Origin of the sequence: Streptosporangium sp. NPDC006013, assembly GCF_040614275.1 — a bacterium.
GTDB lineage: Bacteria > Actinomycetota > Actinomycetes > Streptosporangiales > Streptosporangiaceae > Streptosporangium.
Genome location: NZ_JBEXUE010000341.1, coordinates 1 through 11,041 on the forward strand (window position 1 = coordinate 1; position 11,041 = coordinate 11,041).

Sequence of the window (11,041 nt, forward strand, 5' to 3'; positions counted from 1 at the left end):
GACCACGTGCTCGGGGGCGTGGCAGGTGGCTCCGGTGATCAACTGGCCGAGCGAGGTGGTGGCGATCTGCGATGAATTGAGGGTGTGTGTCATGATCCGTTTCCCATGGTTGCGATGTGGTCGACTCGCTTTTGGGCACGCGGAAGCGACGGCTCACGCCGATCGTGTCGAGCTTTGAGTCGTTGCCAAGGGGCCCGGTGGGCTGGCTTCTATATGCGGGAAACGGATTTGAGAACGAGCAACACAGCCCCCGGCGGCGGGCACACCGGCTGCGAAGATCGCTGGGCGGGCGACGGCGAGAGTGTCGCGGACACCTCAGTGATCATCGGGTCGCCGACGGCAGGGCCGGTCTGCGGCAGGGGGCGTACACCGGTGATCTGCGCCCCGGTGGCCGCGCCACACAGGCGATGGTCATGATCGGCGGGAAGGCGAGGGCACGGTGCGTGCTCGCGCGACACCGCGGCGACCGCGGAGGGGGTTTCGGTGTTCGAGTCGCTGACGGAGGTCACAGCCTGCACGCCGGACGCATGATGATGCGCCGCATGAGCGTGAGCGGCGACGTACAGCGCCAGATGGATCAGCACGACGATGCCGAGTACGGTCAGGCACAGCGTGAAGGCGACGCCTCCACGCCGCGCGACTCGCCGCATCGATCCGATCATGACCACGAACATACATTACCCTGTGTGACCATTCACATCCGGGATGTGATTTAGTGTTCCGGGAGGGCGTCCACGAGCGGGCGACACCGGCTCGCGGAGCACAGCGCGTCAACCGCGTGGCGGCAGACTTACGGCGGCTGAGGCCATGCTGGCCGAGCAGATGTCGAGGGCGTTCGGAGGGGGGCCGCACCCGGCCGCCATCACCCCGTCCCCCTGAGAGGTGATTTCGGGAATGAAGTGTCCACGAGCCGGGTGCTCTCTTCACAGGCGCGGGTCACCCGGGCGCGGGCCGGTAGCCTTCATCGTGGGAAACAACCATGACAGAGGCGAAGGGGCTGACAGGTGCGGCTCGGCAACCTGGAACGTTCGATCATGGAAGCGTTGTGGAACCATCCCGAGGGCGTGTTCGCCCAGGACCTGGCCGACGCTCTGCCCTCGGCGCCTGCGGTCACGACCGTGTTGACGGTGCTGGTGCGGCTGTCGCGCAAGGGCCTGGTCACCCGGGAGCGCAGTGGCCGGGCCCATCTGTATCGCGCCGCGGGCGGCAAGGACGTCTTCGTCGCCGAGGCCATGCGCCAGGTACTGGACGGCGCCGGTGATGTGGAGGCCGCGGTCAGCCGTTTCGTCGGCAGCGTTTCGCCGCAGGTGGCCGCCGCGCTGCGCGAGGCACTCGACAACCGGGACCTGGGCAAGACGTCGTGATCGTCTGGCTGGTCGCCGCGGCCGTGGCGCTGGTGCCGCTGCTGGCAGGAGGCCGGCTCGCCGAGCGGCTCGCCGGCGCCGGGTGGACGCATCGCTGTCCCCGCGCCGCCCTGGTCATGTGGCAGGCGATCGGGCTGGCCGGCGGACTGGGAGCGGTCGGCATCGGCCTGGTGGCCTCGGTGGCGCCGCTCGCAGCGGTGTTCCCGCACGGTGCGCACACTCTGATCCGTCAGATTCTCGACGGGCGGGGGCTGGACGGTCTGGGACCGGCGCACATCGTCGCGCTGGTGTGGAGCGCCGGTCTGATCGGCTGGTTGTCGTTGCACACCGTGCGGGCCGCGGTGCGCACGGTTCGAGCCCAAAACAGGCAGCGGCTGCTGGTGGATGTCGCGGCCGACCCGTCGGTGCTCCACGACGTCTATGTGCTGCCCGGCGCCAGGCCGGTGGCCTACTGCATTCCCGGCCGCCGAGCCCGTATCGTGCTCAGCGCAGGAACGCTCGACCTCCTCGATGCCGAGGAGACCGAGGCGGTGCTCGGCCATGAGCGGGCGCATGCCGCCGGGCGCCACGATCTGCTGCTGCTTCCGTTCCTGGCGCTCGCGCAGGCCTTCCCCTGGCTTCCCGCCGCGAGCACGGCCCGCCGGGTCGTCCCCGTGCTGCTGGAGATGCTGGCCGACGACCAGGCCCGCCGTGTACACGGAGAGCTGCCGCTGGCCCGCGCGCTGGTGCGGATGGCCGCCCCGGCGGCCGGCCCCACCGCGGCGGGCGGCCTGGCGCTGGCCGACACGGCGGTCGTTCACCGCGTGGAGCGCCTTTTGCGCGGTCGTCCCCAGCAGCCGGGCTGGGTGCCGGCCATCGCCTACTGCGCCGCCGGCCTGCTGCTGAGCGGGCCCTTGGCCGTGCTGGTCGCGCCCGTGCTGTGTATCACCATCTGGCGGATCTGAGGCGCCGGGCCGCCACATACCGCAGGGGAGGCCTTTAGGAGATCGCCGGTGACAGGCGGCCCAGCGCCGGAACGAAGCGGCCCGTGATGGAGGCGTGGGGGCGATGGTCCGATCCGTGGGTGCGGATCAGGTAGGGCTCCTCGACCACGCGGACCTGCAGTTCGATCGCGGTGATGAGCGCGGCCGGGGAGGGCGATGAGGGCACCAGCAAGGTCCAGCCGATCGAGGTGGTGGCCATGGCGGTGAAAACGGGGTTGCGCACCAGCCGGAACGGCCCGCCGGTGACCAAGGCGGTGGTTTCGCCCTCGTCGACGCCCACCCGCCAGGATGCGCCCATCGCCGACTGCGACAGCAACGTGGCCGTGCCTGCGGCCAGGACCAGGACCGCCGCGCTGATCTGGATCGGGGCGGCCACAAAGGCGGCGATCGGTTCGCTGCACGAGGGCCCGGCCGGTCACTTCGATGTCGGGCACTCCACGCTGCAACTGGGGCCCGCCGGTCACGCCGACCACGAAGGCGCACGGCACCGCCGAGACGGTGAAGTACCCGCTCCTTATGGCTCCCATATCCGACATGATGTAGAACTTCTACGCCATGTAGAAACCAGGGAGCCTGATGAGTGACGACACGCGTGCAAGGATCAAGGAACGACTTTCCACCCTGCAGGCCCAGCAACGCCGGGCTGAGCGCCTGCGCACGATCGCCGTCGCCGGCGCGGCGGTGGTGGCGATCGGCGCGGTGGTCACGGCGGCCACCGTGCTGATCCTCCAGGAACGCGCCCGAACGTCACTGGAGGCGGTGCAGACCGTCGCCATCCCCCAGCGCGAGCACACCAAGGATCCGGTGAAGTACCCGCAAAGCCCGCCGGTCGGCGGCAATCACGACCCCGCCTGGCAAAACTGCGGCCTCTACAGCCAGCCGCTGCGCGCCGAGAACGTGGTGCACTCCCAGGAGCACGGAGCGGTGTGGATCACCTACCGGCCCGATCTGCCCATGGAGCAGGTGGAGAAGTTGCTCGATCTGGCCCGGGGCCGCGACTACATCATCGTCTCGCCTTACCCGAATCTGTCGGCTCCGGTGGTGGCCAGCGCCTGGGCCAAGCAGTTGAAGCTGGAGGGGGTCGAGGACCCGCGGCTGCCGGCGTTCCTGCGTGCCCACGTCCAGGGCCCGGCCACTCCCGAGCCCGGCGCGTCCTGTTCTGGCGGCATCGGAGAGCCCTACACATGATCCGGCTCCCCTTCCGGCGCCGGCGGCACTTCGCCCTCGCCGCAGCGACGGTCCTGGTGATCGCGCTGATCGGCGCCGGCCTCGGCGTCCTGTATCCCCGGCCGCCTGCCGACGACTCGGTGGAGGCCGGTTTCGCCCGGGACATGCAGGCCCATCACGCCCAGGCCGTACGGATGTCGATGATCGTCCGAGATCGCAGCACCGACGCCGAGATCCGGATGCTCGCCTACGACATCGCGCTCAGCCAGCAGCAGCAGATCGGGCAGATGTACGCCTGGCTGCAGCTGTGGGACCTGCCCCAGGCATCCCTGGATGCGCCGATGGCCTGGATGATGCGTCGAGCACACCACTCCACGACCGGCACGACGCAGAGCATGACCTCCATGCCGGGAATGGCCACCGCCGCGCAGATCAAGCAGTTGGAACAAGCCGACGGGCGTGAGGCCGACGTGCTGTTTCTTCGCCTGATGATCCCCCATCATCAAGGCGGCGTGCAGATGGCGCAGGCCGCGCTGAACGCCACCGGTCAGCCGCAGGTCCGGCGCCTGGCCACCTCCCTCGTGGCTGCCCAAAGCAGTGAGATCGACCTGATGAAGCGCATGCTCACCACCCGGGGCGCCACCGATGTACTCCCGGCTGGCTGAAGGAGCGCTGGTCAACGGCGCCCTGCGACGAAGGATGCGAGCCTTTCACACCTCCGCGGCGTTGATCGGGCTGCACGACAGCGTGCGTGGCGGACGCGCTCTGGGAATCGGCCGCGGCCAGGACTACAGAATCACCGCGTGCCTGGAGCGCGCTGGCGCGGCGACGGTCGACGTCATCGATCTGGGTGCCACAGATCGGCGCGCTCCCCTGGCCTCAGTGGAGGCCGGCTATGACATCGTGGGCGACTTCGCCGTCATCCAGTTCCTCAACCGCTGGCGCGACGCCGTGGCACAGGTGGCGAGAATCCTTCGCCCCGGCGGTCTTTTCCATTTCGAGGTGTTCACCACCCGGGCGCTGAGTCGACCGGCGGTAGGTCTTCTCTTCGACCGCTGCGGAGCTGAGCACTTCACCAGCGAGGACTTCCTTCACGAGCTCGACATCAACGGGCTGCCCCTCATGTGGCGGGCAACGCGGGAACGTGGCCAACTACTCCTCGGCGTCGCCCAAAAGCCCCGAAACGACTAAAGGAGCCGCGGTCATGTCCCCGCGTGTGGCCCGCTACCTCCTCGGCGTCGCGGTTGCCGCCCTCACGGCCTTGGCCATCGGTACGATCGTGGGCGGGTCGGCGTCCTCGACGGGGATCGCCGGCCTTCCCGACGCGGGCGCCGCCATCACCCGATGGGGGTTGCCCCTGACCAAACTGCTGGCCGATCTCGCCGCCGCGGCCACGGCCGGCGCCTTGGTCGCCGCCGTCCTGCCGGCCTCCGATCAGGGAATGCTGTCGCCAACGGCGCTGCCCTACATTCGAGCCGCCCCCTGGGTGGCGCTGAGCTGGGCGATCGCGACCGCGGTAGTCCTCCTGCTCGCCTTGTCCGATGTTCTCGCGGTTCCGGCCGGCCGACTCCGGCGAGCGCCTCCACGACGGGCGGCGCCTTTCAAAGGCTTCCCGACGGTCCTCACTTCGCTGTTGACACCCCCATCTTCTACGTCTGGTAGAAGATAAGCGGGCGCGTACCGCGCATAACCTCCTCCAGGAGCAGAACATGACGACGAATCTGAAGATAACCCTCACCATCGCCGCCGTGATGGCGGCGATCATCGCGGCGATCACCGTGTTCGGTGACTTCGGAACGCAATCCCCCAGACCCGCGGCCGATGCGGCCGGCGCACAGAGCGCTCCTGCCCAGCTGCTGGTGCGCGAGGACAGCCACAGACTGTCCACCGCGGCTGACGGCAAGGTCACGCTGGTGGAATTCCTCGACTTCGAGTGCGAAGCCTGCGGCGCGGCCTTCCCGCACATGGAGCGCATTCGCGCCGAGTACGACGGGCGCATCACCGTCGTGGTGCGCTACTTCCCGCTGCCGGGTCACCGCAACGGCGAACTCGCCGCGCGAGTCGCCGAGGCCGCCGCCAAGCAGGGCAAGTTCGAGGCCATGTACGCCAAGCTGTTTCAGTCCCAAAAGCAGTGGGGCGAGGCCTCTGAATCCAAGGAGGCGTTCTTCACCGACCTGGCCCGGCAGGTGGGCCTGGACATGACCGCCTTCTCGACCGACCTCACCGCGCCCGCGACCGCCCAGCGGGTGAGGAAAGACCAGGACGACGGAACGGCCCTCGGCATCCAGGGCACCCCCACGATCTTCTTCAACGGCGCCCAGCTGACCGAGGCGCCCAGCTACGACAACCTCAAGGCCAAAATCGACGCGGCGCTCGCCTCGTGACCACCTCCGCCATCGACCAGCCCCCGATCACCGCTGAGGGCTCGCCCTCGCCCATCATCATCAGGGCGCTGCCGTTCGTGCTGACGATCGGTGGCGGCCTCGGCCTGCTGGCCGCGTTCCTGCTGATGATCGAACGTCTGCACCTGGCCGCCGATCCCGCCTACGTTCCCACCTGCAGCATCAACCCGATCCTCAGCTGCGGATCGGTCATGAAGAGCGCCCAGGCCTCCGTCTTCGGCTTTCCCAACCCGCTGCTGGGCGTCGCGGCCTTCTGCGTCGTGACGACGGTGGGCGCGGCTCTGCTGGCCGGAGCCCGCCTGCGGACCTGGTTCTGGTATGGCCTGCAGCTGGGCACCCTGGCCGGCGTCGTCTTCGTGCACTGGTTGATCGTCCAGAGCCTGTACGTGATCGGCGCCTTGTGCCCGTACTGCATGCTCGTGTGGATCGCGACGATTCCCATCTTCTGGTACGTCACGCTCGCCAACCTGCACAGCGGCCGCATCGCCCTGCCGCGCGGCGCGCACCGGGCCGCCGCGGCGGCGGCCCGGTATCACACGAGCGTGCTCATGGTGTGGATGCTCGCCATCCTCGGCCTCATCCTGCAGCGCTTCTGGTCCTACTGGATCACGCTGATCTGAGATCCGGTCACTGGCCCGGGCGGCGACGCCTGCTCATGACAACGCTGAATACCGCCATGACGACGATGAAACCGACGACCGCCCACAGGAACATCGACGGCCCGTCGGTCTCATTGGCCTGCGGGGTCATGGCCGGCTCCGCGGGCTGGGCGCTCGGCGCGGGCGTGCCGGCGGTCTGCGAGCCACCCGCGCTCGCACTCGGAGTGGCAGTGGGGGTGGCAGTGGGGGTCGAAGAGGCGATCACGGTGAACGGGATCTCGCCGGTGCGGGGATGGCCGTCGGAGGAGACCACCCGGAAACCGATCGTGTACCTACCCGCCGGAAGCGTCCCGGACAGCTTCTGGATGACCTTCTTGCCCCGCATGCCGGCCTCACCAGACTGGAATCGCTCGCCCGCGGCGTTCAACACCGCCACCTTCGGGAACTTCACCTCCCGTTCGAACTCCAACGTCACTTCGCTGACGTCGGAGACTTTGTCGTCCTTGGCCGGATTGCTGGACTTCAGCACGTCATGCGCCTGAACTGTCGTGATCGGCCACAGCACCGCGATGAGAGCGACAAGAACGATCGCTGATCTGTGCAGGAACATGAAGTGATTCCCTTTCGGTGGGGCGTGACCGCCTGCGCTGCGGCAGGCGCATGGGTGATCGATGTACTCGGGCAGCGCGCCTGCGCCGAAGACCTGCCACTCGGCGTGCACCTCGTTGCGCATCAACCAGGTGATCGTGGTGACGAAAGCCCCTGACCACCGCGCGGACGCGATCTCGGGCGCGAAGCGGCCTTTGAGGCGTCAGGCTGACCATATGGAACTTCTACATTGTGTCGAAGAGAGGTGTCGAGCGCCTCACCGGTAGGACTCAATGGCCATGCCATCGAGCCCCCGCAGCCTGGGCAGGCTCATGCCGGGGCAGCAGCGATCACCGGCAGGGCTGCTCTCACCGGTGTCGGCGTCGTTCCCGGCGTGCCCGCTCCCGGGCCCGAACCAACGACACCAGGTGCGGATCCAGCTCAACGTCGCCCTCCGGCGGGGGCGACCACCGCTCCACTGGCGACACCGCCGCATCCAGCACCGCCTATGCCGACTCATCGGCCTGTTTCCGCCGGGTCTTTTCGGCTCCCGCATCACGCTCGGCGCACTGACTCGCGGCGCGCCGCCGGGCGAGGATCGCCTGTGCCGCCCTCGGCGATGCGGTGCCCAGGAAGAACCGCGCCCACTGGCGTCGTTTGAACTCCTTTGGCCGACAGCATTGTTCGTCACCGAGGGACAGCGGGTCGCGCGCTCCAGCGGTGGAATGTGGAGCGATCGAGAGCGGGGACGGGCGCCCGGGTGAGGCGCGAAGGCGTGAGGGAGCCGGGGCGGGACCGCTCACATCGGGGTCACCGCCACCACCGCCGCTCGACCGCGGCCACACGGGGGTGAACGGTGTTCACCAGCCCAGTTCGTCGCAGCCCAGGTGGTCGGCCGGTTCGACCTGCAAGGTGGCGTGAGCCACGTTGTGGCGCCGGCGCAGCAGGTCGCGGGCCTGGTCCAGGACGGCGTGGCTGTCGGCGCCGTCCGAGGTGACCAGGTGGGCGGTGGCCACGTTCATGCCGGAGGTCAACGTCCACAGGTGCAGGTCGTGGACGTCGCGCACGCCCTCGACGGCCACCAGATCACCGGCAACGGCGGAGGCGTCCATACCGGCCGGGACGTGCTGGCCCAGGACCGCGAACACCTGCCGTCCGAGGGAGATGGCGCGCACCGCGACGAAGACACCGATGGCCAGCGCGACCAGCGTGTCCCAGATCGGCTGGCCGGTGGCCGCGACCAGCCAGCCGGCGGCGATGACGCCGACCGACCCGGCGGTGTCGGCCACCACCTCAAGGTAGGCGCCCTTGACGTTCAAGCTCTCAGCCGCGCCCGAACGCAGCAACAGCAACACGATCACGTTGATGACCAGGCCGATGGCTCCCACGATGAGCATCGGCCCGGAGGAGACCTCGGCGCCGGCGCCGATCCGGCCCACCGCTTCGGCCACCACGTACACCGCCACGCCGAGCATCAGCAGCACGGCCAGCAGGGAGGCGAACACCTCCGCGCGGTAGGAGCCGTAGCTACGGCGCCCCGTGGTGTCGGGGCGGGTGGCGATCCGGGTGGCCACCAGCGCGGCGCCCAGCGTCACCACGTCGGCGGCCATGTGCCCGGCATCCGACAGCAACGCCAGCGAACCCGATATCAACCCATAGACCAGCTCGACCACGAAGTAGGAGCCGATCAGGGCGAAGGAGACCGCGAGCCGCCACCGGTGCCGGCTCCCGGCGTGCCCATGCCCATGGCCGTGCCCGGTGCCCATCAGCGGGTTCCGCCGCGTTCGGGGTGGATGGCCTGGGTGTGCTCGGTGTGGGCGAGTGCAAGGTCGAGCAGCATCCGCACGTGCGCGTCCTCCAGCCGGTAGAAGGCCATCCGACCGGCCCGGCGGGCCGTCACGATGCGGTGCGCCCGCAACAGCCGCAGTGCGTGCGAGACCGCCGACTCGCTCTGGCCGCTCACCGCGGCCAGATCGCACACGCACATCTCGCCCTCCAGCAGGGCCAGCAGCAACCGCAGGCGGCCTGGATCGGCCAGCAACCCGAACACCTCCGCGGTGTCGGTCAGATCCTGCGCGGCGGGCATCCGCTCACGCACCGCCGCCACCCGGGGCGCGTCCACTATCCGGGCGGTACAGCCGTCAATGGCCGCGAATCGCTCATCTGAAGAACTATTCATATATAAAGGTTAGCGGCCGCCGGAGGCGGCCTGTCAACTGATGCCCCGACTTTCTCGCTGTTTCGATGCCCGGGGCGCCGCTCGCCGCCCGGTGCCCCGATACGGCGTCTTGGTGCGGCAGACACCGGCCGCCAAAAGCGCGGTATCGGAGCACACCCCCACCACGTAGGCGATGTTCCGCCCGGTCAGGGCCAGCCGGAAGGCCCCGTCTTGGCCATACCCTTCATCGGCGACCACCGGCGGCGCATCCAGCCCCCAACATGCCGGCTCATCCAGCATGTCCACGGCCGGCCGCCATTTGGGCACATGCGCCACCTCCTCAGAGATCCGGGCCCGGCGGCGGCGCGCCGTCACCGCTTCGGCGTCCGGCACCCGCGGCGAGGACGGATCCCAGCCCTCGGGAACGAACAGCCGCCGGTTCACCGGACACGACGCGGCATCGGTGACCAGATGCACGCTCAGGGCGACCTGGCAGTTGGCCCTCTTGCCAGCGCCCCGCAGTACTGCGCGGCCACGCACTGAGCGACCTCCAGGTAAGCCTGCAGGCGTGCCGCCCACCGGCGGAGTGTGCGCCGGATCTCCCTGCGAATAAGCCCTCACCGTCGGCGAGCGAGGCATACCGAGGCGATAGCCCGAGACGGCAGGAGCCGCCGGGCATCCGTACCTCACAACTTAGGCACCCATCTATATTGACAATCCTCAAATCAATGGGGCAGGCTAAGTATTACTTCGACAGACTTCTAATCAGTCGAGGGGTGGGTAGGGCTCGGTGGACCGGAGCTCACCTCCACCCCGGCACCCTTGACGATCAGCACGCGACTCACAGGAGAGACGATCATGAGCGATGGACAGCGCGACCCGGCGGCCGTGGAGATCGAGCCGTTCACGTCCGGGGGCGGCGAGCTGCCCGTGGTGGTGATCGGTGCGGGCCCGGTGGGCCTGGCCGCCGCCGCCCACCTGGCCGAGCACGGCCTGAACTTCCTCCTCTTGGAGGCCGGACAGCAGGTCGGGGCCTCGATCGCCCAATGGGGGCACGTGCGCACCTTCAGCCCGTGGCGCTACAACGTCGACGCCGCAACCCGGCGCCTGCTCCAGGCCGAAGGCTGGGCCGCGCCGGATCCCGAGTGGCTGCCGACCGGCGCCGAGCTGATCGACGACTACCTCGCCCCGCTGGCCAAGCACCCGGCGATCGCCCCCAACGTGCGCTTCGGTGCGGCGGTGACCGCGATCAGCCGCCTGGGCTATGACCGGGTCCGCTCCATCGGCCGCGAGCAGGTGCCGTTCCTGATCCGCCTGGCCGACGGCCGCGAGATCCATGCCGGGGCGATCGTCGACGCCTCCGGCACCTGGACCACGCCCAACGTACTGGGGGCGAATGGTCTTCCCGCCTACGGTGAAGCCGAGGCAGCGGCGCTCATCGACCACGCGCTGCCCGACGTGCTGGGCGCCGACCGCGAGAGGTACGAGGGCCGCCACACCCTCGTGGTCGGAGCCGGTCATTCGGCGGCCACCACTCTGCTGGCTCTGGCCCAGTTGCAGGACACCCCCGTCACCTGGGCAATCCGGGCGGGTAGCGCGGCACGCGCCTACGGCGGCGGCGAGGCCGACGCACTGCCCGCACGTGGCGCCCTCGGCACCCGCCTGCACACCCTGGTCAGGGACGGACGCATCCAACTGCTGACCGGTTTCTTCACCCACTCCCTCACCAAGGCCGACGGCCAGGTGACGGTACTCAGCCGCGACTCCTCCGGCACCGAGC

At 69.2% G+C, this 11,041-nt stretch carries 15 protein-coding genes; 9 read left to right on the forward strand and 6 right to left on the reverse strand.

Annotation, left to right across the window (positions count from 1 at the left end; genetic code table 11):
• Positions 1–209: 209 nt before the first annotated feature.
• On the reverse strand, positions 210–674 hold the full coding sequence (locus ABZ260_RS36360) for a hypothetical protein (RefSeq protein ID WP_355626663.1): 465 nt from the start codon (positions 672–674) through the stop codon (positions 210–212).
• Positions 675–1,004: 330 nt separating this feature from the next.
• On the opposite strand from ABZ260_RS36360, the gene ABZ260_RS36365 reads away from it, so the two are divergent.
• Together ABZ260_RS36365 and ABZ260_RS36370 are read left to right on the forward strand one after the other, a co-directional pair.
• Entirely contained in the window at positions 1,005–1,364 is a 360-nt protein-coding gene (locus ABZ260_RS36365) for a BlaI/MecI/CopY family transcriptional regulator (protein ID WP_350930412.1), read from the forward strand.
• Positions 1,361–2,308, forward strand: a complete 948-nt coding sequence (locus ABZ260_RS36370; protein WP_355626665.1) for a M56 family metallopeptidase — start codon at positions 1,361–1,363, stop codon at positions 2,306–2,308. The genes ABZ260_RS36365 and ABZ260_RS36370 overlap by 4 nt, the downstream gene beginning before the upstream one ends.
• A gap of 34 nt (positions 2,309–2,342) precedes the next feature.
• Here the strand turns inward: ABZ260_RS36370 and ABZ260_RS36375 are convergent, their stop codons facing one another.
• Entirely contained in the window at positions 2,343–2,723 is a 381-nt protein-coding gene (locus tag ABZ260_RS36375; RefSeq protein WP_355626667.1) for an isoprenylcysteine carboxylmethyltransferase family protein, read from the reverse strand.
• 200 nt (positions 2,724–2,923) lie between these two features.
• Between ABZ260_RS36375 and ABZ260_RS36380 the strand changes: the two genes are divergently transcribed.
• The 6 genes from ABZ260_RS36380 (at position 2,924) to ABZ260_RS36405 (ending at position 6,536) form a co-directional block, all read left to right on the forward strand.
• On the forward strand, positions 2,924–3,535 hold the full coding sequence (locus ABZ260_RS36380; protein WP_355626669.1) for a DUF3105 domain-containing protein: 612 nt from the start codon (positions 2,924–2,926) through the stop codon (positions 3,533–3,535).
• A gap of 56 nt (positions 3,536–3,591) precedes the next feature.
• Complete coding sequence (locus ABZ260_RS36385; protein WP_355626671.1) at positions 3,592–4,179, forward strand: DUF305 domain-containing protein; 588 nt, start codon at positions 3,592–3,594, stop codon at positions 4,177–4,179.
• 61 nt (positions 4,180–4,240) lie between these two features.
• Positions 4,241–4,705, forward strand: coding sequence for a hypothetical protein (locus tag ABZ260_RS36390; RefSeq protein WP_355626672.1), 465 nt, complete (start codon positions 4,241–4,243; stop codon positions 4,703–4,705).
• A gap of 13 nt (positions 4,706–4,718) precedes the next feature.
• On the forward strand, positions 4,719–5,183 hold the full coding sequence (locus tag ABZ260_RS36395; RefSeq protein WP_355626673.1) for a hypothetical protein: 465 nt from the start codon (positions 4,719–4,721) through the stop codon (positions 5,181–5,183).
• Positions 5,184–5,223: 40 nt separating this feature from the next.
• Positions 5,224–5,898: a thioredoxin domain-containing protein gene (locus ABZ260_RS36400; protein WP_355626675.1), complete on the forward strand. Its 675-nt coding sequence runs from the start codon at positions 5,224–5,226 to the stop codon at positions 5,896–5,898.
• Positions 5,895–6,536 carry a vitamin K epoxide reductase family protein gene (locus tag ABZ260_RS36405; protein ID WP_355626677.1) on the forward strand — a complete coding sequence of 214 codons (642 nt, stop codon included), beginning with the start codon at positions 5,895–5,897 and terminating at the stop codon, positions 6,534–6,536. Before ABZ260_RS36400 ends, ABZ260_RS36405 begins: the two co-directional genes overlap by 4 nt.
• A gap of 7 nt (positions 6,537–6,543) precedes the next feature.
• Here ABZ260_RS36405 and ABZ260_RS36410 read toward each other — a convergent pair whose 3' ends face one another.
• The 4 genes from ABZ260_RS36410 to ABZ260_RS36425 all read right to left on the reverse strand — a co-directional run bounded on the left by ABZ260_RS36410 (position 6,544) and on the right by ABZ260_RS36425 (position 9,900).
• Positions 6,544–7,248, reverse strand: coding sequence for a copper resistance CopC family protein (locus tag ABZ260_RS36410; protein WP_355626685.1), 705 nt, complete (start codon positions 7,246–7,248; stop codon positions 6,544–6,546).
• A gap of 715 nt (positions 7,249–7,963) precedes the next feature.
• Positions 7,964–8,869, reverse strand: a complete 906-nt coding sequence (locus tag ABZ260_RS36415) for a cation diffusion facilitator family transporter (protein ID WP_355626679.1) — start codon at positions 8,867–8,869, stop codon at positions 7,964–7,966.
• Positions 8,869–9,225 (reverse strand): metalloregulator ArsR/SmtB family transcription factor, encoded by a 357-nt coding sequence (locus ABZ260_RS36420; protein WP_355568072.1) that lies wholly within the window; start codon positions 9,223–9,225, stop codon positions 8,869–8,871. Before ABZ260_RS36420 ends, ABZ260_RS36415 begins: the two co-directional genes overlap by 1 nt.
• Positions 9,226–9,315: 90 nt before the next feature.
• A complete protein-coding gene (locus ABZ260_RS36425) occupies positions 9,316–9,900 on the reverse strand; it encodes a transposase (protein WP_355626681.1) in 585 nt (194 codons plus the stop codon).
• Positions 9,901–10,119: 219 nt separating this feature from the next.
• Here ABZ260_RS36425 and ABZ260_RS36430 point away from each other — a divergent pair.
• The coding region (locus ABZ260_RS36430) for an FAD-dependent oxidoreductase (RefSeq protein WP_355626683.1) at positions 10,120–11,041 on the forward strand (922 nt) is incomplete at its 3' end.

What these genes read in the sequence shown, in the direction of transcription:
- ABZ260_RS36380 (WP_355626669.1), top strand. Translation starts at nt 2,924, where the DNA reads ATGAGTGACGACACGCGTGCAAGGATCAAGGAACGACTTTCCACCCTG.
- ABZ260_RS36425 (WP_355626681.1), bottom strand. Translation starts at nt 9,900, where the DNA reads ATGCCTCGCTCGCCGACGGTGAGGGCTTATTCGCAGGGAGATCCGGCG.
- ABZ260_RS36360 (WP_355626663.1), bottom strand. Translation starts at nt 674, where the DNA reads ATGTTCGTGGTCATGATCGGATCGATGCGGCGAGTCGCGCGGCGTGGA.
- ABZ260_RS36400 (WP_355626675.1), top strand. Translation starts at nt 5,224, where the DNA reads ATGACGACGAATCTGAAGATAACCCTCACCATCGCCGCCGTGATGGCG.
- ABZ260_RS36395 (WP_355626673.1), top strand. Translation starts at nt 4,719, where the DNA reads ATGTCCCCGCGTGTGGCCCGCTACCTCCTCGGCGTCGCGGTTGCCGCC.
- ABZ260_RS36410 (WP_355626685.1), bottom strand. Translation starts at nt 7,248, where the DNA reads ATGCGCAACGAGGTGCACGCCGAGTGGCAGGTCTTCGGCGCAGGCGCG.
- ABZ260_RS36415 (WP_355626679.1), bottom strand. Translation starts at nt 8,869, where the DNA reads ATGGGCACCGGGCACGGCCATGGGCATGGGCACGCCGGGAGCCGGCAC.